Here is a 24,278-nt window from a genome sequence, read left to right as displayed (position 1 = left end):
GGCTGGAGGGCGGGCAGGCGGCCCTGGAAGAAGGCGGCCGGTGTGACGCCCATCAGCGTACGGAACTCGGCCGTCATGTGGGACTGGTCGTAGTAGCCGGTGGCCGTGGCCAGGTCGGCCCAGCGGCCGCCGGCGCCGCCGCCAGGTGCCGGAGCACCAGGCCGTGGTCGCCGCCCGCGTGCCTCAGGGCGGCGATCAGCGGATCGCAGGAGGCGCCCCACAGGTCCCCGAGGCGGACCACCCGGTCCACGACCTCGCTCACCGGGACGCCGAGCAACGCCCTGGTGGCGCCGGGACGCAGCCGCAACCGCAGGCAGAACGGGAGGTCCTTGCCGACGTGGTACGAGGCCCGGGTGCGCGGGCCGATCACGAGCAGGTCGCCGTGCCCGGCGCGGGACGTACGGAAGACCAGGGACGTGCCGGGATCGGGGAGGTGCACCAGCGGCGGCCGCGCACCCGCCGCGGGATCCTCCGCCCTCAGCACGCTCACCGCCTCGACCAGCGGGCGCAGACCGTCCGGCACGGTCATCGGGACCTCGATGCTCATGACCACACCGTAGCCGCGCCGCAGGCTGCGCACGTGTGCCGAAAGTTCCTATCAAGGCTGGTGGGCGGGGCGGCAGAGTGAGCCGCATGATTGTTGTCACAGGTGCCACGGGCACGGTGGGCGGTGAGGTGGTCCGGCTGCTGGCGGGCCGGGGCGAGCGGGTCCGGGCGATGACGCGGGAACCGTCGAAGGTCGCGGTGTCACCGGAGGTGGAGGTCGTACGGGGGGATTTCGACGATCCCGGGTCGTTGGCCGCAGCGGTGCGCGGCGCCGACGCCGTGTTCCTGCTCAGTGCCCCCCAGCCCGTGGCTCGTTCGGCATGACGAGGCGATGGTCGTGGCGGCGCGGGCCGCGGGAGTGCGGAAGGGGGTGAAGCTGTCGGCGATCGGCACGGGAGAGGAGGTGCTGGGGGAGACGCTCGGGCGGCCCGTCGAGACGGCGGACGTGCCGCTGGAGGTCTACCGCACGCGGCTGATCGCCGCCGGGGCGGATGCCGAGTTCGCCGACGTCGCGGTCGACGGCTCCCGGCTGGTGGCGCGGGACGGCAACGCCCGGCTCACCCCTGACGTCGAGCGGGTGCTGGGACGTTCACCCCGTACGTTCCGCACCTGGGCGGCCGATCATCTCCGGTGACGCCGGCCGCCGGGTCAGGGCGAGTGTGCCGTCACCTGTTCCAGGCCACCAGGAACTCCGCCAGCGAGATGCGCCCGTCCACGTCCCCGTCGTGCTCGTCCGAGGCGTGAAAGATGGAGTCGAGTTCGGCCGCGGTGACCTCCTCGCCGCGGGCGTTCATGGCGAGCGCGAACTCCTCGCGGGTGATGTAGCCGTCCCGGTCGCGGTCGAACTCCCTGAACGTGGCGGCCGGGTCGTCAAGGTCTGGCATCGGTGACCTCTCCTTCGATGTACGGACAAAGCAACATCGAAGCACAACCCCGAACCCGGGCGAGGGACGACGGGCCGAAAACCGGTGCCGGTGCGTCCGGGCTCACCGGCGGCGCCGACAAGCGCGTCCCTCACCCGGCCATGACCCCGCCCTCCACGGTCGGCTGACGGCGCCGGGACGGGCCGCGAGGACCCGGCTTGGCCGTCCGGGTCGTTGAGCGCGATGTCCTCCCGGATGGCGCCGTTGGACAGGGACGGGCCCTGGGTGACGACGCCGGATCCTGCACGGGCAGGCGCCCTCGCGAGGGGTGGACCATCGTGGGCTCCTGTCCGGTCACGGGCACGACCGGTGAGAGGCTGGTCCCCCCACCAGGCCCATGACAGTAGGGCATTCCGCCGCGATTCGCCCTCATTCAGTCCTCGAACCGGCCTCGCCGCCGCGTCCCCCAGGTCTGTGCACCGGCGCTCGCGGATCAAGGGGGAAGCGCGATGGCCGCGGCGCCGGGAAAGCGGCGTCCGCGACGGGTCTCTCAGTGGTCCGCCGGGTTGTCGGCGAGCAGGGGTTCGAGGGCGCCGAGGGCCGCGCCGACGCAGATGTCGCGTAGCTGATCGCGGGTGCAGGTCTCGCGGGTGAGCCAGTCGACGCAGAGGACCTGGACGAAGACCAGCCAGCTCTTCAGGACCCCGGAGACGGCCTCGCGGACGTCGTCGCCCGCGAGCGGAAGGACCGCCAGCAGCCGCGCCCGGAGCGCGTCCAGCTCGTTCGACATGATCGTCTGGATCACCGGGTCGCCCGCGAGCACCCGGTTGGCGGCGAGGACGGCGTTGCGGTTGGCCACGAAGTAGTCGAGATGGACGTCCATGCCCTGCACGAGTTGCTCGCGCAGCGAGTGGGCGGGGTCGAGCCGCGTCTCGGCGAGCAACCGGTCCGCGGCCTGCTGGTAGACGGCGGCGAAGAGGGCCTGCTTGCTCGGGAAGTGCCGATAGAGCAGCGCCCGTGACACGCCGGCCTGCTCGGCGACCTCTTCCATCAGCACGTCGGCGTAGGGGTGCGCGGCGAAGAGCCGGGCGCCGACGGCGAGGAGCTGGGCGTGGCGCCCGTCAGGGGTGAGTCGCCGGCGTGGAGGCATGGACCAAGTCTAGTTGACACACGTCTACTAGCGCGCCACCGTAGTAGACACATGTCAACTATGGCGGGAGAGATCATGGTCAAGGCGCTGCGTACGCTCGCCCAGCTGATGGGGTGGGCCTGCGTGCTGATCGGCCTGCTCCATGTGGCGCTCGGCAACGCGGCGATCCCCGGCGCCGCTGCCGCGGGGCCGACGATCGACAGCTGGGGCCGGTTCATGGGAGCCGCCTTCGCCGGCTACGGGCTGGCGTGGGTGTGGGCGGCGCGGCAGCGCCCGATCCCGGCCGGGGTGGTGCGGTGGCTGGCCGCCGTCTTCCTGCTGGGCGGCGTGGGCCGGCTGCTCTCGCTCGCCGTGTCCGGCCGGCCGCACGGGTTCCAGGTCGTGCTGGCGGTCATCGAACTCGTGCTGCCGCCGGTCTTCTTCTGGCTCGCCGGCAAGGAGGAACGCGCCTGCTCGGCCTGAGCGGCCCGGCCGAGCGGGGCGCGAGCACCGCGACCGGCGGGGTCAGCGCCAGGTCGCCCGCTGGAGAATCGTGCCGAGCCGGCCGTCGCTCCACTGGTCGAAGACGAGGATCTTCGACTTGGGCAGGTGCCAGATCCGCTCCTGATAGGAGACGCCGGTCCGCTTGGCCGACTGCGTCGTGCAGCCGACGCGCCAGACGCGGTAGGTGGCCTTGTGTCCCGCGCCGACCGGGCGGGTGCCACGGGCGACGAGCTTGCCGGGGAAGTCCTCTATGTAGCGCTTGTCGGGTACGCAGCTCGCGAGCCCGTTGCCCGGGTGGTACGGCTCCTCGGGGTCGTAGGGGTTGCCGTGGCGGGCCAGAGAGATGCCCTCCGGCCCGACGAGGTAGAACCCGCGGCACTCGACGGCGCGCCGGTCGCAGCCGCCGGTCTTGACGTGAATGCCCCACCTGTCTTCTTTTCCGACCTTCCAGGTCGCGGGGATCTGGAGCGTCATGCCGCGGAAGGTCAGCGGCTTGGTCGCCGCGCTCTGCGCGGGCGCGCCGGTGAACAGGAGGGAGGCGGTCACAACCAGGGTCGTCAGCATGATCGCGAGGCTAGGGAAGCCCGCTTGTGGCTCGGCTGCAACGCACTTGTAGCCCGCTCGAACCGCCCGCTCGAACCGCCCGCTCGAACCGCCCGCTCGAACCGCCCGCTCGAACCGCCCGCTCCTCCCGGGCGCGACCTCGGGCCGTGACGGCTAGTCGCGGCCGCTGCCGCGGTAGAGGTCCAGCTCGCCGTCGAGTTCCAGGGCGAGCACCGTGGCGTGCGGGTCGATCGCGTGCGCTGGCGGCGCGTCGATCCACAGGATGCCGGGCACGCCGTTGAGCTCTCCGGTGATCGAGTGCCCGAGCTCGCAGTCGGCGCCGACCACCCTGGCGCGCAGGACGGTGTTGCGCAGCCCGCGCACCGTCACCGTGTCGCGAGGCGGGTCGAAGCAGGTCAGGTACAGGGTCCTGCGGTCGGCGGACAGCGTGCTCGGGCCGTAGTGGTGGCCCGCCGGCAGCCCGGCGGTCGTGCCGTACACCGCCTCGGCGTGCCGGTCGATCCAGGCGCCGAGGCCTTTCAGGCGGTCGGCCTGTTCGGGCAGGACGCGGCCGTCGGCGGTGGGGCCGACGTCGAGCAGGAGGTTGCCGCCCGCGCCGATGGTCTCGGCGAAATAGCGGACCAGGTGGCCCACGGGCTTGTGGTTGGTGTCGTCCGGGCGGAAACCCCAGTTGTCGTTGATGGTGAGGCACAGCTCCCACGGACCGTCGGGCGGCGTGATGGGGACGCCCTGTTCCGGCGTCGCGTAGTCGCCGCGCGAGAGCATGCGCGCGTTGAGCACGGTCCGCGGCCGTACGGCGAGGATGCGGTCGGCGAGGGCGTCGATGCCCCACTGCTCCTCCGAGCGTTCCCATTCGCCGTCGAACCACAGCAGGTCGGGCCGGTACCGCTCGACGAGCTCGTCGACCTGCCCGTCTCGGTAGGCCAGGTAGCGGGCCCACGCGGCCGGGTCCTCCCGCCCTTCCGGAGGAGTCACGTAGGGGCTCGGGTGGGCCTGCGGGCCGACGACGCTGGGGTAGTCGGGGTGGTTCCAGTCGGAGTGCGAGTAGTACAGCCCGACCTTCAGCCCGCGCTCGCGCAGCGCGTCCGCGAAGGGGCCGACCAGGTCGCGTCCCGCCGGGGAGGCGGTGACGTTCAGCTCGCCGTACGCGCTGTCCCACAGCGCGAAGCCGTCGTGGTGCCGGGTGGTGAGCACGGCGTACCGGGCTCCGGCCTGGGCGAACAGCTCCGCCCATGCCGCGGGGTCATAACCGTCGGCGGTGAATCCGCCGATCTGGGCCAGGTAGTCCTCACGGGAGATGTCGCCGTAGTAGAACGACCAGGACTCGGCCACCCCCTCGACGGCGTAGAGGCCGTAGTGGACGAAGATGCCGAGCTTGGCGTCGGTGAACCAGGGTTGCATGGGCACGGGGGGATCCTTCTTCGGTTCTTACCATTTCCAGGGCGGCGTCGAGGCGCTGGAGAGCGTCTTGCCGCCCAGGGCCGAGGCGTAGAGCTGTTCCATGACGGAGGTGGCGGCCAGGCCGCCCGCGCCGGTGATCGACGCGCGATCCTTCAACGCGGAGGGGACGATCGGGGGCGCGGGCCGTACGGTGCACAGCCTCTCGACGTGGCGGCGCAGCGGGTCGAGAAAGGTGTCGCCCGCCTGGACGTTGCCGCCGCCGACCACCACGATCTCGGGGTCGACGGTGAGCACCAGCGCGGCGATGCCGATCGCGATGACATCGGCGAACCGGTCGACGGCGGCCACGGCGAGCGGGTCGCCCGCGGTGGCGGCGTCGAACACGCCCTCCCGGCTGACCCGCCGGCCGTCGGTGAGCTCGACGTCGTGCAGGTGCTGCTGGGCATGCTCCCAGCCCATCTGCGGCAGTGCGCCGATCTCGCCGGCGGCGCCGTTCGCGCCCCGCACGACGGCGTTGTTCAGGACGACCCCCGCCCCGGTGCGGTTGCCGGAGTGCACGTAGACCATCGAGGCGGCCTCGGCGGCGCTGCCCTTCCACGCCTCGGCGAACGCGGCGAGGTTCGAGTCGTTCTCGACGGCGATGGGGCACTCGAAGGACGACGCGAAGGCGGTGCGCACGTTGAGCCCCTCCCAGTCGTCGAGGCCGCGCGTGACGACGTCCTGGTAGACCACGGCGGGCACGGACACCCCCATCGCCCACACGTCGGCGCGTCCGCGGCCCTGCGAGCCGAGGAGCTGGTCGACCACCCCGACGGCGTCGGCCAGGACGGCCTCGGGCGGGTCCGCGACGGAGACGGTGACCGAGCGGGTGGCCAGGACCTCGCCGTTCAGGTCGGCGAGCTCGGCGCGGGTGGTGTGCTGGCCGATGTCGATGCCGGCGACGACGGCCGCGCCCGCGTTGAACTGGTAGCGGTTGGCCGGCCGCCCGGCTCCGGTGGGGGAGAGTGGCTCGACGCTCGTCACCCAGCCGAGGGCCACGAGGTCGCCCACCACCGTGTCGGCCGCGGTCTTCGACAGCCCGACGACCTGGGCGATCGCCGGGATGGTGAGAGGCTCCAGGCGGATCGCCTCGATCACCGCCAGCGAATTGATGCGGCGCAGGCGCGACTGGCCCACGGGCCGGCGCAGCAGGCTCGCTTCACGTCCGATCAGCACTCACGTGGCCCTTTCGTTTCCTGGGACGTCTTCCATTAAAACACAAAGTGTATTTATTATTGCCAACCGTGCCTCCCAGCAAGAAGGGACCAACCATGCGTAATCGCGCCATAGCCGTCGCCACCTGCGCCTCCGCCGTGCTCGCCCTCGGCGCGTGCGGCCAGAAGCTCCAGGACGCCGGTCCGTCGGCTTCCGCCGGCGCCGCGCCCGCGAGCCTCCTCTATTGGGGCAAGTGGGCGAAGGGCACCCCGCAGGCGAACCTGTTCGAGAGCGTCATCGCCGACTACACCCGGCAGACCGGCGTCAAGATCGATGTTCAGTGGCTCGCGCAGGGCCAGGAGCAGCAGGTCAAGAACGCTGTCGCCACCGGCGCCGGTCCCGACTTCTTCGACACCGCCATCGACCACACCGCCGAGTTCCGCACCGCCGGCGTGCTCGGCGACATGGGCCCGATCTTCAGGACGAAGATCCCGGGCGAAGACAGGACCATCGAGGAGGTCCTGCCGAAGAGCGTGCTCAAGGCCATCGGCGACGACAAGGGGTACGGCTTCGTCCCGCACAGCGTCTTCTCCATCGGCCTGTGGTACGACTCCGCCAAGTATCCCGACTTCGCCCCCAAGTCGTTCGACGAGTTGCTGGAGATCGCCAAGAAGGAGAAGGCGTCCGGCCGCGCGCCCATCGCGCTCGACGGCTCGGTCAACGCCTACAACTCCTTCTGGATCCACCAGATGCTGCTGTCCACCGCCGGCCCCGGCATCCTGCTGAAGCTCGCCGCCGACCCGGCCGCCTGGGACCTGCCCGAGGTGAAGCGGGCGGCCAAGGCGCTGGAGTCGCTGGTGAAGGCCGATCTGTTCGAGCCCGACTACATGGCCACCAAGTTCCCGGCCGCGCAGAACGCCTGGGCGGGCGGCAAGCACAGCTTCATCCTGAACGGCTCCTGGCTCGGCAGCGAGACCGCCTCGCTGCGCGCCGCCGCGGTCAAGCCCCGCATCATCGCCTTCCCGCCGGTCGACCCCGCCAAGGGCGCGGTCGCCACGGTCGGCGCGCTCGGCTGGGGCGTGAACGCCAAGTCGAAGAACCAGAAGGCGGTCGCCGACTTCCTGGCCTTCGCCATGCAGAAGAAGTACATCGACCGCATCGGCACCGACGCGGCCAACATCCCCTCGCGCGCCGACTCGCCCGCCCCGGTGGAGCTCCAGCAGCTGCAGGCGTCCATCCGCGACGCGGAGCAGGTCACGCTCGACGGCGACGGCGTCTCGACCGTGCAGCCCAAGTGGCTGGCCGACGTCTTCCTCCCCCTCGACGACAAGTTCGTCGCCGGCAAGCTCAGCGCCGAGGAGTTCCTGGCCGAGGGCAAGGCGAAGACCGCCGCCATGAACGGATGACCGTGACCGTGTCCGACACCGCCCTGCGGGCTCCGTCCGCGGGCAGGCGGGCGAAGGCGCCCCGCGGCGCGCTCCAGGGCGAGCGACGCCGGCTGTACCTGCCGATGCTGCTTCCCGCACTGATCGCCTACCTGGTCTTCTTCGTGCTGCCGTCGTTGTTCGGCGTCGTGCTCAGCTTCGCCGAGTGGTCAGGGCTGGGGACCGAGCTCTCCTGGGTCGGCTTGGCCAACTACGTGTCGATGGCCGGGAGCGAGCTGTTCCGTGCCTCGTTCGTGCAGACGCTGATCCTGACGCTGGTCGTGGGCCTGGCGCTGTTCCTCATCGCCGGCGCCTCCATGATCGTATTGCGTGCGGCGCGCGGCAGCGCGTTCATCCGGGCGGCCGTCTTCCTGCCGTTCATGATCTCGCCCATCGCCGTGGGCCTCGCCGTCTCGTTCCTCTTCAACCCCGACGGGCTGATCAACACCGTGCTGGGGGCCCTCGGCCTGTCCGAGCTGCGCCAGCCCTGGCTGGCCCCTGAGCTGATCTTCAACGTGATCATGGCCGGAGTGGTCTGGAGCGCGGCCGGCTTCTACGTCGTGCTGGTGATGTCCGCGGTCGACGGCATCCCGCCGAGCTACTACGAGGTGGCCAGGATCGAGGGCGCGAGCGAGCTCCAGCAGTTCCGCTACGTCACGCTCCCGCTGACCAGGGACATGCTGGCCATCGCCGCCTCGCTCTGGGCGATCGCCGGCATCAAGACCTTCGAGATCGTCATCGCCTTCGTCGGCACGGCGGGCACCCCGCCCCCCGAGGCCAGGACCCTCGCCGTCGAGCAGTACCTCCGGGTCACCGGCGGCCGTGAGGGCGGACTGGCCCAGCTCGGCGAGGCCGCGGCGATCGGGATCGTGATGACGGTGATCACCGCCGTCCTGATCGTGCTGTCGCGCAGGATCCAGCGGCGCGAACGACTGGAGCTGGCATGATCCGCGCCGCGCTCGCCCTGATCAGGGCCCTGATCTGGGCCTGGGTGCTGTTCAACGTCGGCATGGTGGTCTGGGTCCTGCTGAACTCGCTGAAGAGCTCGCGGGAGATCTTCGACAACCCGGCCGGCCTGCCCGCCACCTGGATGTGGGAGAACTTCGCCACCGCGTGGTCGGACTCCGGGCTCGGAGCCGCCGCGATCAACTCGGTGGTCCTCACGCTCGTGTCCGTCGTGCTCATCATGGCGCTGTCCATCCCCGCCGCCTACGCGGTGGCACGGCTGGGCGGCCGCTCCAGCGGTCCTGTCACGACCTTCTTCGCGGTGGGCATGAGCATCCCGTTCCAGGCGTTCGCCGTCCCCATGGTCCTCATCGGGGCGGGGCTGTCCCGGTTCATGATCGACTGGGTCACCGGCGTCTGGGACACGCGGATCACCGTCACGCTCTTCTACGTCGTGCTCAGCCTGCCGTTCAGCATCTTCGTGCTCATCGGCTACTTCCGCTCGCTGCCCGGCGACGTGGAGGAGGCGGCCGCCCTCGACGGCGCGTCGCCGTTCCGGACCTTCCTGCAGATCATGGTGCCGCTGGCCAAGCCCGGCATCACGACCGTGGCCGTGCTGAACGCGCTGAGCCTGTGGAACGAGACCGTGATCGTGCTGATGCTCGTCCCCGAGCAGAGCGCGCAGACCCTCAACGTCGCCCTGCTCAACTTCTACTCCAACATGCAATACACCTCGAACTGGGGTGGGCTCTTCGCCGGCGTCGTCATCGTGGTGCTCCCGATGATCGCGACCTATCTCTGGTTCGGCCGCCGCATCGTCAACGGCATGACGCAAGGCATCGGCAAATGACGCATCGGCACATGACAAGGAACGGATCTCCCATGCACGCAACGGTCGGACTCATCGGCGCCGGAGGCATCGCCAACGCGCACCTCCCGGCCTGGCTCGACCTCGGCCACGACGTCGTCGTCCACTCGATCGCCGACGACGCCGAGGCGCTGACCCGGCGCCACGGGGGCGGCCGGATCGTCCCCAGCCTGGACGCCCTGTTCGAGGCGGCGGACGTCGTCGACATCTGCACGCCGACGCACACCCACTACGAGCTGGCGCTCGCCGCGCTCGGTCACGGCCTGCCGACGATCTGCGAGAAGCCGCTGACCCGTACGCTCCCCGAGGCGGAGGACCTGGTCGCCCGCTTCGCTGACGCCGGGGTCCCGCTGTTCCCCGCGCACGTCGTACGCTATTTCGCCGAGTACGCCGAACTGCACCGGGCCGTCACCCGCGGCGACATCGGCAGCGTCGCCGTGCAGCGGCACACCCGCCAGGGCCGCAGCCCGGCCGGCGGCTGGTTCCTGGACGAGGCGCTCTCCGGCGGCGTGCTGCTCGACCTCATGATCCACGACATCGACATGGCGCGCTGGATCGGAGGAGAGGTCGAGCGCGTCTTCGCCCGCACCCACGCGGTCGGCGGCAGCCAGAGCACCCAGGCGTTCCTCACGCACGCCAACGGCTCGATCTCCGTGCTGACGGCGACCTGGACCACCGCGCCGATCGAGTTCAGGACGCTGTTCGAGGTGGCCGGTTCGCACGGGCTGCTGCACGCCGACTCCGACGAGCGCCGCCCCTACCGCTACCAGGGCGACGCCGTGCCCGCGCCCGACATCCTGCCCGACTTCTCCCCGCTGACCAGCCCCTACCGGGCCGAGATCGAGGACTTCGTCCGCTCGGTCGCCACCGGTGTCCCGCCCCGCGTCACCGCGCTGGACGGCCTGGCCGCCATGCGCATCGCCGACGCCGTCGCCCGCTCGGCCGCCGAAGGCCGGCCGGTCGACCTCAAGCCCCTGGAAGCCGCATGAAGATCGCCCTGCTCTCCTTCGCCCACCTGCACGCCGCCGAGTACGCCGCCGCGCTCCTGCGCTGCGACGACGTGGAGATCGGCGCCTACGCCGACGGCTACGACGGCGTCCCGGACGGCGTCACCGCCTTCGAGACCGAGGACGAACTGTGGGCCTGGCGGCCCGACGGCGTGGTGATCTGCGCCGAGAACACGCGTCACCGGGAGTTCGCGCTGCGCGCCGCCGCCGAGGGCGTGCACGTGCTCTGCGAGAAGCCGCTCGCCACCTCGCTCGCCGACGCCACCGCGATGCTGGCGGCCGCCCGCGCCGCGGGAACCGTCCTCATGACCGCCTTCCCCGTCCGCTTCGCGCCGGCCTACGCCGACCTCCGGGCCGCGGTACGGCGGGGCGACCTCGGCCGGATCGTGTCGATCGCGGCCACCAACTGCGGCGGCGTCCCCACCAGCCGGGACTGGTTCACCGATCCGGCGAGCAGCGGCGGCGGCGCCCTGACCGACCACGTCGTGCACGTCGCCGACCTGCTCGCCGACCTGCTGGACGACGACCCGGTCGAGGTCTACGCGATCGCCAACTCCATCCCCAACCCGGGCAAGGCCGTCGAGACCGCCGGGCTGGTCTCCCTGCGCTACCGCGACGGGGTCATCGCCTCCATCGACTGCTCCTGGTCGCGCCCGCCCGGCCGTCCCAACACCGGCGACCTGGTCACCCTCACCGTGATCGGCACCGAGGGCGTGGCCGACATCGCGCCCTTCTCCGGGGTCCTCACCGGATGGAACGGCGGCCCGCTCGCCCACGGGTACGGCGCGCCGCTCGACGACCTGCTCATCCGCGCCTTCCTCGACGCCGTCCGCGACGGCGAGGCCCGCCAGCCCGACGCCAGGGCGGGCCACCGGACCGTCGCCCTCGTCGAGGCCGCCTACCGCTCCCTGCACGACGCCGCCCCCGTCCCCCTGGAGATCTGATGATCCGCCACGTCCTCGGCGCCGCCACGATGACCGCCGCCTTACTGGTGCTGCCCGCGCACGCCGCCTCCGCCGCCGAACCGGCCGCCGGCCGTACGACGGTGACCTTCTCCGACACCCACGAGATCCTGCACGGCAACCCGTACACCGGCACCGCGTTCGACGTGAACACGCACCGGACGCCGGGCACGCCGGGTTACACCTTCACCAACGACCCGGGCATCACCGACTTCATCGAAGGCAGGAAGAAGATCCCCGCCGACGCCGACGTGGTGCGGCTCCAGCTCGCGTGGGCCGACTTCGAGCCCGACGACGGCGTCTTCGTCTGGGACCGCCTCGACGCGTTCATGAAGCGGGTGAACGAGCAGGGCAAGACGGTCGAGTTCCAGCTGCTCATGTCGGAGGCGCCCGACTACAAGAACGACCCGGGCGTCTTCCCGTACGAGTACCCGCCGGCCTGGCTGTTCGACAAGGCCGGGGTGCCCTTCCGGATGGCGCCGTACAACGACTACTTCTCCAAGCAGCCGATCTACTACAACCCGATCTACCTGGACCGGCTCAAGCGCGCGGTGGACGCCTTCGCCGGCCGCTACGACGGCGACCCGGGCGTGGCGTGGGTGGACCTGCGCGCCTTCTCCCTGTTCGGCGAGTGGTCGGGCTGGAACGACGCGATGAACTTCCCGTGGCCCGACAACGCCACCCGCGTCTCGACGCTCCAGGCGATCCTCAAGATTTACGACGACGCGTTCGACAAGTCGATGGTCATGATGCAGAACGCCGGCGCGGAGGTGAACAAGAACGACCCCGACGCCGACACCCAGGCCAAGCGGTTCAGCGTGTTCGGCTACGAGAAGGCGGCCACGTTCGAGAACTGGGGCGTGCGGTCCGACACGGTCAACGCCGGCTTCGTCTGGCACAACTACGGCGACACCGCGCAGGCCCCGTACGTCAACCGCAGGCTCCGCCGCGACATGATCCAGGTGTCCGAGGGCTCCAACTGGGACAACCCCACGATCATGCTGAACAACCCCCGGCTGTTCGTGAAGAACTCGCTGGAGGGCTACCACTCCAACCTCCAGGGCATCAACAACACCGGCTTCAAGAACTGGCAGCCGATGAAGGACGCCTACGGCGAGTGGTTCGAGACGCTGGCGCGTTTCACCGGCTACCGCTTCCTCATGCCCACCGCGACCTACGACACCGAGGTCAGACCCGGTGGCGAGTTCCGCATCTCGCACACCTGGACCAACAACGCGGTCGGCTTCAGCCCCCGGCGCTACCCGGTCGAGGTGCGCTTCACCGACAGGTCCACCGGCGACGTCGTGTGGCGCGGCACCGACGCCACCCTCGACCAGACCAAGCTCTTCAAGGGCGACGTCCGCCAGATCAACTCGGCCTTCACGCTCCCGTCCGGCCTGCCCGCGGGCTCCTACGACGTGGCCGTCGCCATGCTCGGCGCGGACGGCAAGCCGCGGATCGAGCTGGCGATGCCGGGCGGCAAGGACAAGGTCTACCCGATCGGCGGCGTCCGGGTCGCCACGGGAGCCGTGCCGGCCGGGCGGCCGACGACCCCGCTGACGCAGTTCACCATCCAGAACGAGGACTACACCGCGGCCAACGGCGCCTATGGCGTCGAGACCCCACCCGAGGGCGGCCTCGGCGCGCTCTACATGGACGCGGCCGGCGAGTCCGCCGAGTACGACAACGTCGACGTGCCCGCCACCGGCGCCTACCGGGTGGAGTTCCGGGCCTCCTCCGAGGAGGCCAACCACCTGAAGGTCGAGGTCGACGGCAAGGAGGTGACCACCGTCAAGGTGCCGGCCTCCGGCGGCTACAACACCTACCGGACCTTCGAACGGCGGATCCCGCTCACCGAGGGCCGGCACACGATCAAGCTCACCCGGCCCGACGGGCGCTGGTTCTTCCTCAACTGGATGCGGTTCACCCTCGAACGGCCCGAGTCGATCACCCTCCAGGCCGAGTCGGCGACCGGGCAGCAGGGCACCCAGAACACCGACCTCACCGACAGCGACGACGGCACCCCCGGCGTCGCCTCCATCGACACCGGCGACTGGTCGCGCTTCGACGCCGTCAGCGTCCCCGCCGACGGCAAGTACCTGCTGCAGCTTCGCTACTCGACCGTCAACGACAAGCCGCTGAAGTTCCGCGTCGAGGTCGACGGCGCCGACGCCACGGGACCGCTGAGCCTGCGCCCCACCGCAGGCATGCTCAGCCCGCGGACCGAGGACTTCGTCCTGCCGCTGACCGCGGGCGAGCACTCGGTCAAGGTCGTCTGGATCGAGGCGAGCTCCAACGTCGTCTGGAACTGGCTGCGGCTCGACCTGCAGGGCACGTCCGAGCAGACCGTCGAGGCCGAGCGCTGGACCATGCAGTGGAACACCGACCAGGAGTGGAACTGGAAGGGCCCCGACACCGGCGTCGTCACCAAGGACGGCGTCGTCGGCGGCATCGACCCGAACGACTACCTGCGCTACGAGAACGTGTTCGTCCCGAACACCGGCATGTACAAGGTGACCTTCAAGGGCTCGGCCGCCCAGGACACCACGTTCCGGTTCGAGGTGGACGGCGACCGCAACACGGTCTTCGTCCCCAAGTCCGACGACGCGAACGTGACCACCTGGATCAAGATGTCCGCCGGCCTGCACACCCTCCGGATCGTGAGCGAGGGCAGCGGGCTGGCACTCGACAAGTTCACCCTCACCGCCTCCACCGCCGCGATCAAGGCACTCGACGTCACGGGCGCCGGCACCCTCAAGGTCGGCGAGCCCGCCCGGCTGTCCGTCGCGACGGTCGGCGCGGACGGCGCCCGCACCCCGGTCACCGAGGGCGTCACCTTCAAGAGCTCCGACCCGTCGATCGCCACCGTGGACGCGGCCGGCCTCGTCACCCCCCGCACCTGGGGCAGCGCCACGATCACCGCGATCCACGACGGATTCTCCGGCGAGCACAAGATCACCGTCACCGACCCGAAGGTGGTGCTCACCTACGTCAACGACACCGACAAGCGCATCGTCTACCCCGACGACGACTTCACCTACAGCCCCGACCGCGGGCTGGGCGACTACGGCGACGACGTCCACGCCGGCTGGCGCGCCGGGCAGGCGGTCGAGTTCGCCTTCACCGGCACCGGCATCAGCCTGCTGTCCGAACGCTACTCCGACATGAGCGCCATCGACATCTACGTCGACGGCGAGCTCAAGGCCACGGTCGACTGCGACTCCCCGGTACGGCTGACCGCCCAGCGGGTGTTCCAGCTCACCGGGCTGCCGATGGGCGATCACACCATCAAGGTCGTCAACGGCGCGGACAAGTTCCTCATCATCGACGCGTTCGTGGTCGAGACGCCCAACACCTGGAACGGCGCCGAACTCGGCGTCGGCAACGTCAACGCCAAGTCGGTGACCCTGACCTGGCCGTCCGTGCCGACCGCCACCGGCTACGCGGTCTTCAACGGCGGCACGGAGGTCATGCGGGTGACGGGGACGACGGCTCGGGTCACCGGGCTCCGGGGCCGTACGAGCTACACCTTCACCGTCCGCCCGCTGGCCGCCGACGGCACGACGCTCCCGATCGAACTGTCGGCCACGGTCCGGACCAAGGGCTGACCGCACCCCGCTCGAAGCGGCCCGCGCTGCGGAGATCGGGGAGCTCGGGGGTGGATCGCCTCCAACCGGCTTCCGACGTCCTGCGTTCATTAGGGCGGAAGGAGTCGCATGGACAAATACGAGGGATTCAGGGAGTTCGTCAGCGCCCGCCAACAGGCGTTGATGCGCACCGCGTACCTGCTCACGGGAGACGCCCACCGGGCTGAGGACCTCCTGCAGACCGTGCTGACCCGGATCGCCCGACACTGGCCCAAGCTGGCCAAGGACGGCAACCCCGAGGCATACGCCCGGCGGGCCCTGGTCAACGAGCACGTGTCCTGGCTGCGGCGCAGGCGTACGGACATCCTGACCAGCAGCCCGCCGGAACCGGCCTACGATCCGGAGTCCGCCGGGCTGCACCGGATGGTCCTGCAACAGGCGCTCGTCCGGCTGACTCCACGGCAGCGCGCCGTCCTCGTGCTGCGTTTCTACGAGGACCTCAGCGTCGAGGAGACCGCCGAAGCGCTGGGCTGTTCAGCCGGCACGGTCAAGAGCCAGACCCACTACGCCCTGGGCCGCCTGCGCGTCCTCGCGCCCGAACTGGCCGATCTGTTGTCCGAAATCGATCCGGTGGAGGTGCCGCGATGACGAGGTTCCGTGACGAGCTCGACGCGATCGCCCGGCAGGCGCCCGACGTCGATCTCGCCGAGGTCGCGCTGCGGGGCGCCCGGCGTACGCGAACGACTCTGATCAGCGGCTCCGCGGTCGCGGCCGTCGCCGCACTGACGCTGGCCGTCACCCTTCTCGTCAATCCCGGCGGGCCCGCCGACGTCGGCGCCGTCACGAGGGGCACGCCCTCGTCCGCGCCGACCTCCCGCGGCGTCCCCGCGGGGCCGACACCGTCGCCGGAGGACCTCGTCCCCGTCCGCGCCGTGCTGCCCGCGTCCGGGGTGGGGCCGGTGCGTTACGCCTACTACGACTTCTGCCAGGACGCATGGAAGCCCGGCCAGGACAACGCGCCGGTGGCCGACGAGACGTGCCTGCAGTGGAAGGTGGTCCTGCGGGACGGAACCCGGTACCGGGTCGCCGATGCGCTGAGCGTCTACACCGACCAGACCAAGAAGAACTACATGAACACCGCCGCCCCGCTGGCGATCTCCCGCGACGGACGCCGCATCGCCTACTACGTCCCCGAGCGTGAACGCTTCGCCGTTCGCGAGCTCGACACCGGCCAGGTCTGGGACATTCCCCAGGTGGTCACGCGCAAGGCCATGGTCAAGGGCGGCGGGCTGATCACCTTCTCGCCGGACGGGCGCCGGCTCGGCCTGAACCTGGCCGGCATGCCCCAGGTCGTCGTGGACGTGGAGAGCGGGCGGGTCGTCGAGGAGGTGCCCAAGGGCTGGCAATCCCTCTATCCCGCCGACGAGGGCGTCCCCATGGTCGTGGAGCACGAGGACGGCCGGTTCGGCGTGCTCTCGGACGGCAAGGTGACGGTCTTCGCCGAGCCGAAGACCTGGGCGCTGACGGGAGCCGTCAGCCCGGACGGCACGACCGTGGCCATGCTGACCGGCCCGGCGGCGAAGGGGGAGACCGTGACGAACCGCGAGCCGTACGACAAGATCGTCACCGTGGACCGGGCGAGCGGCCAGGTCAGGTCCGAGGTCAAGCTCGACCCGCCGCGGCAGCTGAATCCGCACCGGCTCGGATACTGGCTCAACGAGCGTGAGGTCCTGGCCCTGGGCACCGCCATACGGGACCCGGGCTCCGACCGGTGGCCCGACCTCGGGGATACGGCCTACGCCGTCGACGTGACCACCGGCAAGATCCGGAAGCTCGGCGCCTACCGGCTGCCTCCATGGGGCGGCGGCGTCTCGGCGCCCGGCTTCCCCAGCGGCTGACGATCGATCACTCAGGCACGGCGTGGCCGCGAGGGTGATCCGCGAGTGCGGCCCTCGCCCGGGGTCGCGGTCACATCCGGCGGAGCGACTGTGGTCAGGACGACCGCTGCTCCGGCGTCAAGGCCGAGGTCGCATGTCAAGGTGCTGAGGGTGTTGCTGAAGCGTCCCGTTATAGCCGCCTTGGGCGCTCTTGTCGCGCCATCGTCCTGACGTTTGGATCACGTAGGAGTGCTAACTCTCTGCGATCACCGCCCAGGCCACCGTCCGCTTGCCGGTCGATGGCCTGGCTCGGCCGATGAAGGCGGTCTGGACGACGCCCACGTCGCCGGAGAGCAAATGGATCTTTCGGTTGCCTTGAAGTCCAGCCCGGCAGATACTTCTCGCTGTGACGGCGACCGAGCCTCTGCTGGCACGAGCGCAACTCACCGCCCTTTTCGATCAGATCCCGCGACACCGGCTCACCGTGGTGACCGCGGGCCCGGGCGGCGGCAAGACCTCAGCCGTACGCGGCTGGACGCGGGCCCGGCCTGATCATCCGGTGGCGTGGCTGACCTGGGCCGACGACGCCACCCTGATCGAAGAGATCTGCCAAGCCCTGGGCGCGCCGCCCGGCTGGATCCGCTCAGCCGGGCTCGCCACCGAACTGGCCGCCGCCGTCTGCCGGCCGACCGTCCTCGTCATCGACGGGGTGGAGCGGATCGAGCCGGGCACCCCCGGGGCGCGCCTGCTCGAAGAGCTCTGTCACCACGGCGGCGACGACCTTCACCTGGTGTTGATCTCACGCTCCGCCGTGCCCTTCCCGATCCAGCGCATGCGCGGCCTGGGCCATGTCTTCCAGGTGTCGGCCGAACAGCTGGCCTTCACTCCTGCCGAGACCCGCTCGCTCTCCTCGATCGTCCTGGGGTCGGACGACCTGGCGGAGGAGGTTCACGAGCTCACCAGGGGGTGGCCGGTCGCCGTACGGCTCACGTTGAGCTGGCTGAGCGGCCTGCCCTGGTCGGACCGTGCCAAACGGATCGCCGCCACGCCGGTGTTCGACTATCTGGTCGAGGAGGTGGTGAAGGACGAGCATGAGGAGTTCCTCCGCGCGACCGCTCGGCTGCCGTGGTTCACTCACGAGCTGTGCCGGGCGATGGGGGTCGCCGTCTCCCGCGAGGAGCTCCGCGCTCTGGCCGCTCAGCACATCCTGATCACGCCCTGCGATCAAGGCTATGTGGTGTCCACCCTGGTCAGGGAGTTCATGGGCGATGCCGGACGGGGGTCGGCGGCGGCCCATTGGTATGAGTCGCATGGGTTCGTCCGGGAGGCGCTGGCGGTTTGTGACGAGCCCGGCCATCGGGTGGCGATGATCGAAAGGTGGCATGCGTCGCTGCTTGCCGAGGGGCACGCGGCTGAGCTCGTCCGGGCTTGCGTCGCCGTACCGGAGGAGTGGCGGACGTGTGCCGTGAATCTGGCCGAGGGGCGGGCCCGCCAGGTTCAGGGGGACTGGGCCGGCGCGCTGGAGTGCCTTCGCCGTGTCGACGCCACCGACCCCGCGGTGGCCTGGCGGATGGGGATGATCTACTACCAGCGGGGGGACTACAAGGCGGCATTGTCGACGTTCGAGCTGGCCGGCGGCTTCGACGGCTCGGCGTTTCCGCTGCCCTCGTCGAGCTCCTCCGACCGGGCGATGTTGCTGGCCTGGTCCGCCAGCGCTCGCTGGCTGGTCGGCGAGAGCGCGGAGGCGACCCAGCTGGCCGAACAGGCCCTGGCGATGGCCACCCGCTGCCAGGACGAACGCGCTGCCGCCTGCGCCCACACCGCGCTGGCCATGGTCACCCACGACGCCGGCGACGGGGCCGGAAGCGAACGGCACAGCGCCCTCGCCCTCGCCGCCGCGGAGAGCGCGGGAGACCTGTTGCTGTCGGCCCGCGTCCTGGCCAACCGCGCCGCGAGCCGCACGGAGGAGGCCCGCTACGACGAGGCCATCGCCGACTCGGACCTCTCGGTACGGCGAGCGGACCTGGTCGGCGACCCCGTCCAGACCGCGATCGCCCTGCACAACCGCGCCGATGCGCTCATGGGCCTGGGCAGGCTCGACGAAGCCCTGGCCGACTTCCAACGGGCCCGCGACATCTTCAGCCGGGTGGGCAGCGACAAGCTCGGCCACCCACTGGCGGGGCTCGGCCAGGTCTACCTGGAGCGCGGGGAGCTGATGCATGCCCGGATCAGCTTCGAGAACTCCCTGAAGCATGCCGAACAACTGCGAAACGCCCATCTGACCCAGACGGTCCTGGCCGGACTGGCCCGTGTCCACGCGGTCGACGATCCGGCGCTGGCCGTACAGCTGGCCGAACGCGCGGTCGCGGCAGGCGGCGGCTCCAGCCGGGTGGACGCGCTCCTGGCCGCCGGCTGGGTCTGGGCAGAGACCGGCGACCGGACCAAAGCCGGCGCCTACGCCCGATCCGCCCACGAGGCGGCCGTCAGCCGCCGCGACCGGGCCAAGATGGCCGAAGCCCTGGAACTGTCGGCCTTCACCGTGGCCGAATCCCCGGGCGAGCGGGCGGACCTGCTGGCCTCAGCAGCGGAGATCTGGGCGCAGATCGGCAGCCCTGTGGACATCGCGCGTAACGCCTTCGCCCGCGCGCGGCTCAGCGGCTCCGGCCTCGACGAGGCGGAGCAGGAGCTCCGCCGCGCCGGCGTCCGCGGGCCGCACGGCTCCGGCGCCGGCCTGCTCCGCGGGATCACGCTCCTCGACCAGGACGCCGTGCGGTTGTGCATGCTGGGCGGAGTACGGCTCAGCCGCCGCGGCGGCGCTGTCGAATGGCAGTCCCGCAAGGCGCGCGACCTGCTGACCTGGCTGGCGTGCCAACGCGGCCGCACTGTCGCCCGGGAAGCGGCGATGGAGATCCTCTGGCCGGGCGAGGAGCCCGCGTCCTGCGCCAACCGGCTTTCGGTCGCTCTGTCCACCGTGCGCTCGGTCCTGGATCCGCAACGGAAGTTCGGCCCGGGGGAGTTCGTGCGCGCCGACAAGTACAGCATCCAGCTGGTCGGACTCCGTACCGATGCCGAGGAGTTCCTCTGCGCCGCCGCCGAGGCGCTCGCCGCCGAGGACGAGGATCTGCTCGTCGCGGCCGAAGCCCGCTACACCGGGGACGTCTGCGAGGACTCTCCTTACGCCGAGTGGCTGGAGCCTCTTCGTGAGGAGGCCCGCGCCGTGCACCAGGCCCTGCTTCGCGAGCTGGCCTCGCTCGCGGAGGCGGCCGACGACCCCGACAGAGCGGTTCGCTACCTGCTCCGGCTGCTCGAACGGGATGCCTACGACGAGGCGGCCCACCTGGACCTGGTTCGGACGTTGACCAAGGCCCGCCGCCATGGTGAGGCCCGTCGACGCTACCGGCTCTATGCCGAGGCGATGAGAGAGCTCGACGTGGAACCGGCCCCCTTCAGCCTCACATGAGCGGGAAACGCGAGGCGGCCCCGGAGGAACCCGGCGCGGGAGCGTGGACGCGACTTCGGGTGGGCCGATGAGTTCTGTGCGGATGCGTGGTCGATACGGCTGGACACACCGGCAGCGGTGGGCCTGCGCTGGGAACGTTCAGCGCGGGAGGAAGCACATGGAGGCAGTGATGAGCGTCGGCGACTCCAAGCAGGAGCACACCATCCGGACCGGCGAGCAGCGGGCGAGCGGTCCCCGGGTGCTGGTGGCGGGGGCCAGCATCGCGGGGCCCGCGCTGGCCCACTGGCTGCGCCGGCGGGGGGCCGAGGTGACCGTGGTGGAGCGGGCTGCCGAGCTGCGTCCCGGCGGGCAGGCGGTGGACGCGCGCGGGGTCGCCAAGGAGGTCATCGTGCGCATGGGGCTGGACGCGGCGGTGCGCGCGGCGTGCACCGACACCGCCGGCGCCCACACCGTGGACGCGGACGGGCAAGTGCTGGAGACCTTCCGTGCCGACGACGACGGTGGCGACGGGTACATCGCGGACATCGAGATCCTGCGCGGGGACCTGTCCCAGCTGCTCTACGACGACACCCGCGACGGCGTCGAGTACGTCTTCGGCGACCGGATCGCGGAGCTCGCCCAGGACGCGGACGGGGTCGACGTGGTCTTCGCGGGCGGCGACCGGCGGCGCTTCGACCTGGTGGTCGGGGCCGACGGGTTGCACTCGGCGCTGCGGGCGATGGTCTTCGGCCCGCATGAGCGGTTCCTCCGCCACCTCGGGCACGTGCTGGCCTTCTACAGTGTGCCCAACAAGTTCGGGCTGGACCGCTGGCTGCTGGAGTACCAGGATCAGGAGTCCGGTCGCTCCGCCCTCCTGCGGCCCATCCAGGACGCCACCCGGGCGATGGCCATCTTCTCCTTCCCCTCGGCCGACTTCGACGTCGACCACCGTGACATCGCGGCCCAGAAGGTCCTGCTGCGTGAGCGGATGGCGGGCCTGGGCTGGTTGACCCCGGACATCCTCGCGCACCTGGACGACACCCCGGACTTCTACCTCGACCAGGTCGCCCAGGTGGTGATGGGCCGCTGGTCGAGTGGACGGGTGGGGCTGCTCGGGGACGCGGCGTTCAGCTCTTCGCCGATGTCGGGGCAGGGCACCGGGCTGGCGCTGGTCGGCGCCTACCTGCTGGCCGGAGAGCTGGCCGCCGCCGGATGGGACCCCGCCGCCGGGTTCGCCCGCTACGAGGCGCGGATGCGCTCGTTCGTCGAGGCCAACCAGGAGATCGGCCGGTTGAACGCCCGCAGCCGCGTCGTCCCGGGGCCGGACGCCGAGCCGCGCCCCGATTTCACCGGCGAATGGTTCACCGAGCTGGTCGGGCGCGCGATCAACGGCGTCGAGCTGCCCGACTACGCGGGGATACCGGACTCCGCAGCCCCGATCACCTCCTCGGCCAAGCCGTAGGTGCCACATAGCGTGTCGAGAGGGGCCACCCCACCCCTCGCCGGCCCGTACGGCTTGTGGACGACCCCCGCCGGGACCGCACGCCATGCTCGAAGCGCCGCCGATCGGATCAGTGAACGTCGTCTCCGGAAGGCGGCGCGCGGAACGGCCGGTCCGGCTGGCGCCGGGGGATCACCTGCCGGTCGGGACGGGTCCTCGTGCCAGAGCCTGACGGGTCCGGCGGGTGAGGTCGTCGGCCAGGATCTCGGCCTGGCCGGTGGCGAGCCCGTCGAGTGCCTGGGTGGCGACGTCGGCGGGGTCCGCCTTCGGGACACCGTCCAGCCCGGCGGTCATGTCGGTGTCCATGAAGCCGACATGGAGTGCCGAGACGCTGATCCCCCTGGGCTGGAGTTCCTCGCGGGCCGCGTCGGTCAGTGCCCACGCGGCCGCCTTCGCCGCCGCGTACGCCCCGGCTCGCGCCGGGTGCAACCACGAGATCACCGACAGGATGTTCAGGATCGCACCTCCGCCGTTGGCCTCGATGACCGGGGCGAACGCTCTGGTGACGGCGAGGGGACCGTAGAAGTTCGTCTCCAGTTCCCGGCGCACCGCGTCGAGGTCGCCGCCGATGAGAGGCGTGCCGGTGCTGATCCCGGCGTTGTTGATCAAAACGTTCGCGTCGGTGGCGATCCGCGCGGCAGCCCGGATCGACGCGTGGTCGGTGACGTCGAGGAGCAGCGGGGTGACCCCTTGCAGGTCCAGGTCGTCGGGGCGGCGGACGGCCGCGTAGACCGATGCGCCGCGGTCCAGCAATTGTGCGGCCAGGTGGCGCCCCAGACCCCGGTTCGCGCCGGTGACCACCGCGACCGCGCCGTTCAGAACCATGCCTGCCTCCTTGATGCGGATGAGATAGATGATGAACGTAATCTATCTGCCGCAGCATAGGATAGATGACAACTGACATCCGAATGGGAGGCGCAGATGGGACGCGGATCACAGGCGCAGGCGCGGCAGAACCGCCGGCGGGTCGTCGACACGGCGTCCCGCCTCTTCCGCGAGCAGGGCACCGAGGTCAGCGTCGCCGACCTGATGAAGGCCGCGGGTCTGACCCACGGCGGCTTCTACAAGCAGTTCGCCTCGAAGGAAGCCCTCATCGGCGAGGCGACCGCGCGCGCCTTCGAGGAGCACGCCGACGTTCGCGCCGGCGCGCTCGAACGGCACGAGGGAGATCGCGAAGCCGCCCAGCGGGCGTTCATCGACGCCTACCTCTCCGCCACGCACCGCGACAACGCCGCCGACGGCTGTCCGGCCGCCGGACTCGCCGTCGACATCGCCCGCGGTCACGGGGACGCGGAGGCTCGCCGCGTGTTCACCGAGCAGGTCGGCGACACCGCGGCCTGGCTCGCCACCGCCGACCAGGACGGCGTCGTACGGCTGTGCACCATGGTCGGCGCCCTCGTCCTGGCCCGCGCCACCGCGGGCGACCCGCTGTCGGAGGACATCCTCGCCGCCGCCCGCACGGCACTGACCGGCGACCAGACCACTCCCGAGAGGGACACCGCACGTGATTCGCACGTTCCGCGGATCAACTACAGTGCCCAGCCGGAACAACGATGAGTCCGGAAAGCTCATCTTTCAGGTGGAGCGGGCAGAGCAGGCGTGGAACTACGTGACATCGAGATCTTCCTGCCCCTGGCCGAGGAACCGCACTTCGGCCGCACCGCGGCCCGGCTGCACGTGTCACCCGCCCGCATCAGCCAGGCGATCCAGACCGCGCGTCCTCGCCGTCTCCGCCGGCCGCGAGCTCACCCGCCGCACGTCGGTCTCCCTGGAGATCGCCGCGGACTTCCAGCACCCGCGCTCCGACACCCGGCCCGGCTACTGGTACGACGCCGCCATCCCGCGCGAGACCGGCCACGGCCGCACGATCGAACGCGGACCCCTGGTCCACGACACCGAAGACGCGATCACGCTCGCCGGCACGGCCGAGATCGTCGTGCTCTTCCCCGCCCACATGACCCGCTACTGGATCCGCCCGGACATCACCTACCTGCCCGCCGCGGGACTGACCTGCCGAGCGGGGCGGTGACGACGCCGTCCGCCGGAACAGGGCGGGGCAGTGCATTGCTCGGGACGATGGCCTGATATTTCCCCATCTCGGCGATATTCAGGTGTCATGCGGCACGCTGATCGCTACTGTGGGATCAGCTTCGCGAGACACGGAAAGGCGCGGGTCGAATGGGCATCGGTTATCTTTCTCCAACAAAGAACCCTCCGGTGCCCGCCACACACATCCGCGCCTTTCCGGGCCGCGCGAAGCTGGTCAGGTCTGGTGCCGGCACGGGTCGAATCTCATCGGTTATCGCCTTCTAAGCCGGTGGTTGCGGGTTCGAATCCCGCCGCGGATCTCGGTCCGTGCAGCTCAATGGCAGAGCACCGTAACGGCCGGTGGGTCACCCATATCCGGGCCGGTTCCCGACCTGATCGCACGTCAGCCTTATCGGCGGTACGGGTCGAATTCGATCGG

Annotated in this window: 22 protein-coding genes; 15 read left to right on the top strand and 7 right to left on the bottom strand. The window is 70.7% G+C overall.

Annotated elements, in window-relative coordinates; translation table 11 throughout:
• Positions 1–73 precede the first annotated feature (73 nt).
• Positions 74–547, bottom strand: a complete 474-nt coding sequence (locus AB0C33_RS40445) for a DUF6597 domain-containing transcriptional factor (protein ID WP_358298032.1) — start codon at positions 545–547, stop codon at positions 74–76.
• A gap of 86 nt (positions 548–633) precedes the next feature.
• On the opposite strand from AB0C33_RS40445, the gene AB0C33_RS40440 reads away from it, so the two are divergent.
• A complete protein-coding gene (locus AB0C33_RS40440) occupies positions 634–870 on the top strand; it encodes an NAD(P)H-binding protein (RefSeq protein WP_358298030.1) in 237 nt (78 codons plus the stop codon).
• Between the two features lie 7 nt (positions 871–877).
• Positions 878–1,180 (top strand): hypothetical protein, encoded by a 303-nt coding sequence (locus AB0C33_RS40435; protein ID WP_358298028.1) that lies wholly within the window; start codon positions 878–880, stop codon positions 1,178–1,180.
• A 31-nt stretch (positions 1,181–1,211) separates the two neighbouring features.
• Here the strand turns inward: AB0C33_RS40435 and AB0C33_RS40430 are convergent, their stop codons facing one another.
• Entirely contained in the window at positions 1,212–1,430 is a 219-nt protein-coding gene (locus AB0C33_RS40430; RefSeq protein ID WP_358298026.1) for an EF-hand domain-containing protein, read from the bottom strand.
• Between the two features lie 529 nt (positions 1,431–1,959).
• A complete protein-coding gene (locus AB0C33_RS40425; RefSeq protein WP_358298024.1) occupies positions 1,960–2,559 on the bottom strand; it encodes a helix-turn-helix domain-containing protein in 600 nt (199 codons plus the stop codon).
• A 51-nt stretch (positions 2,560–2,610) separates the two neighbouring features.
• On the opposite strand from AB0C33_RS40425, the gene AB0C33_RS40420 reads away from it, so the two are divergent.
• Positions 2,611–3,021 (top strand): DUF4345 domain-containing protein, encoded by a 411-nt coding sequence (locus AB0C33_RS40420; protein ID WP_358298023.1) that lies wholly within the window; start codon positions 2,611–2,613, stop codon positions 3,019–3,021.
• Between the two features lie 42 nt (positions 3,022–3,063).
• Here AB0C33_RS40420 and AB0C33_RS40415 read toward each other — a convergent pair whose 3' ends face one another.
• The 3 genes from AB0C33_RS40415 to AB0C33_RS40405 form a co-directional block, all read right to left on the bottom strand.
• The gene (locus AB0C33_RS40415) at positions 3,064–3,606 is read right to left on the bottom strand and encodes a hypothetical protein (RefSeq protein WP_358298021.1); all 543 of its coding nucleotides are present in this window, start codon (positions 3,604–3,606) and stop codon (positions 3,064–3,066) included.
• Positions 3,607–3,759: 153 nt separating this feature from the next.
• Entirely contained in the window at positions 3,760–5,007 is a 1,248-nt protein-coding gene (locus tag AB0C33_RS40410; RefSeq protein WP_358298125.1) for an alpha-L-fucosidase, read from the bottom strand.
• Positions 5,008–5,034: 27 nt separating this feature from the next.
• Positions 5,035–6,222 carry an ROK family protein gene (locus AB0C33_RS40405; RefSeq protein ID WP_358298019.1) on the bottom strand — a complete coding sequence of 396 codons (1,188 nt, stop codon included), beginning with the start codon at positions 6,220–6,222 and terminating at the stop codon, positions 5,035–5,037.
• A 95-nt stretch (positions 6,223–6,317) separates the two neighbouring features.
• Between AB0C33_RS40405 and AB0C33_RS40400 the strand changes: the two genes are divergently transcribed.
• The 10 genes from AB0C33_RS40400 (at position 6,318) to AB0C33_RS40355 (ending at position 21,772) form a co-directional block, all read left to right on the top strand.
• Positions 6,318–7,607, top strand: coding sequence for an extracellular solute-binding protein (locus tag AB0C33_RS40400; RefSeq protein WP_358298017.1), 1,290 nt, complete (start codon positions 6,318–6,320; stop codon positions 7,605–7,607).
• The gene (locus tag AB0C33_RS40395) at positions 7,604–8,572 is read left to right on the top strand and encodes a sugar ABC transporter permease (protein ID WP_358298015.1); all 969 of its coding nucleotides are present in this window, start codon (positions 7,604–7,606) and stop codon (positions 8,570–8,572) included. Before AB0C33_RS40400 ends, AB0C33_RS40395 begins: the two co-directional genes overlap by 4 nt.
• Positions 8,569–9,420: a carbohydrate ABC transporter permease gene (locus AB0C33_RS40390; protein ID WP_358298013.1), complete on the top strand. Its 852-nt coding sequence runs from the start codon at positions 8,569–8,571 to the stop codon at positions 9,418–9,420. The genes AB0C33_RS40395 and AB0C33_RS40390 overlap by 4 nt, the downstream gene beginning before the upstream one ends.
• Positions 9,417–10,427 carry a Gfo/Idh/MocA family oxidoreductase gene (locus tag AB0C33_RS40385; protein ID WP_358298011.1) on the top strand — a complete coding sequence of 337 codons (1,011 nt, stop codon included), beginning with the start codon at positions 9,417–9,419 and terminating at the stop codon, positions 10,425–10,427. Before AB0C33_RS40390 ends, AB0C33_RS40385 begins: the two co-directional genes overlap by 4 nt.
• Positions 10,424–11,389 (top strand): Gfo/Idh/MocA family oxidoreductase, encoded by a 966-nt coding sequence (locus AB0C33_RS40380; protein WP_358298009.1) that lies wholly within the window; start codon positions 10,424–10,426, stop codon positions 11,387–11,389. The genes AB0C33_RS40385 and AB0C33_RS40380 overlap by 4 nt, the downstream gene beginning before the upstream one ends.
• Complete coding sequence (locus AB0C33_RS40375) at positions 11,389–15,015, top strand: carbohydrate-binding protein (RefSeq protein WP_358298007.1); 3,627 nt, start codon at positions 11,389–11,391, stop codon at positions 15,013–15,015. Before AB0C33_RS40380 ends, AB0C33_RS40375 begins: the two co-directional genes overlap by 1 nt.
• Positions 15,016–15,123: 108 nt before the next feature.
• Complete coding sequence (locus tag AB0C33_RS40370; RefSeq protein ID WP_358298005.1) at positions 15,124–15,642, top strand: SigE family RNA polymerase sigma factor; 519 nt, start codon at positions 15,124–15,126, stop codon at positions 15,640–15,642.
• Positions 15,639–16,892 (top strand): hypothetical protein, encoded by a 1,254-nt coding sequence (locus AB0C33_RS40365; protein ID WP_358298003.1) that lies wholly within the window; start codon positions 15,639–15,641, stop codon positions 16,890–16,892. Before AB0C33_RS40370 ends, AB0C33_RS40365 begins: the two co-directional genes overlap by 4 nt.
• Positions 16,893–17,277: 385 nt before the next feature.
• A complete protein-coding gene (locus AB0C33_RS40360) occupies positions 17,278–20,331 on the top strand; it encodes a tetratricopeptide repeat protein (RefSeq protein ID WP_358298001.1) in 3,054 nt (1,017 codons plus the stop codon).
• Positions 20,332–20,488: 157 nt separating this feature from the next.
• Positions 20,489–21,772, top strand: a complete 1,284-nt coding sequence (locus tag AB0C33_RS40355; protein WP_358297999.1) for an FAD-dependent monooxygenase — start codon at positions 20,489–20,491, stop codon at positions 21,770–21,772.
• 171 nt (positions 21,773–21,943) lie between these two features.
• Here AB0C33_RS40355 and AB0C33_RS40350 read toward each other — a convergent pair whose 3' ends face one another.
• The gene (locus tag AB0C33_RS40350; protein WP_358297997.1) at positions 21,944–22,636 is read right to left on the bottom strand and encodes an SDR family oxidoreductase; all 693 of its coding nucleotides are present in this window, start codon (positions 22,634–22,636) and stop codon (positions 21,944–21,946) included.
• A gap of 96 nt (positions 22,637–22,732) precedes the next feature.
• Between AB0C33_RS40350 and AB0C33_RS40345 the strand changes: the two genes are divergently transcribed.
• Together AB0C33_RS40345 and AB0C33_RS40340 are read left to right on the top strand one after the other, a co-directional pair.
• Positions 22,733–23,368, top strand: coding sequence for a TetR/AcrR family transcriptional regulator (locus AB0C33_RS40345; protein WP_358297995.1), 636 nt, complete (start codon positions 22,733–22,735; stop codon positions 23,366–23,368).
• Positions 23,369–23,410: 42 nt separating this feature from the next.
• Positions 23,411–23,896 carry a LysR family transcriptional regulator gene (locus tag AB0C33_RS40340; RefSeq protein ID WP_358297993.1) on the top strand — a complete coding sequence of 162 codons (486 nt, stop codon included), beginning with the start codon at positions 23,411–23,413 and terminating at the stop codon, positions 23,894–23,896.
• The last annotated feature ends 382 nt before the right edge of the window (positions 23,897–24,278 follow it).

It is taken from the genome of Nonomuraea sp. NPDC048881, assembly GCF_040649795.1.
Classification (GTDB): Bacteria; Actinomycetota; Actinomycetes; order Streptosporangiales; family Streptosporangiaceae; genus Nonomuraea.
Note: the sequence above shows the minus strand (reverse complement) of the source record. Positions and strands in the feature narration are given on the sequence as shown.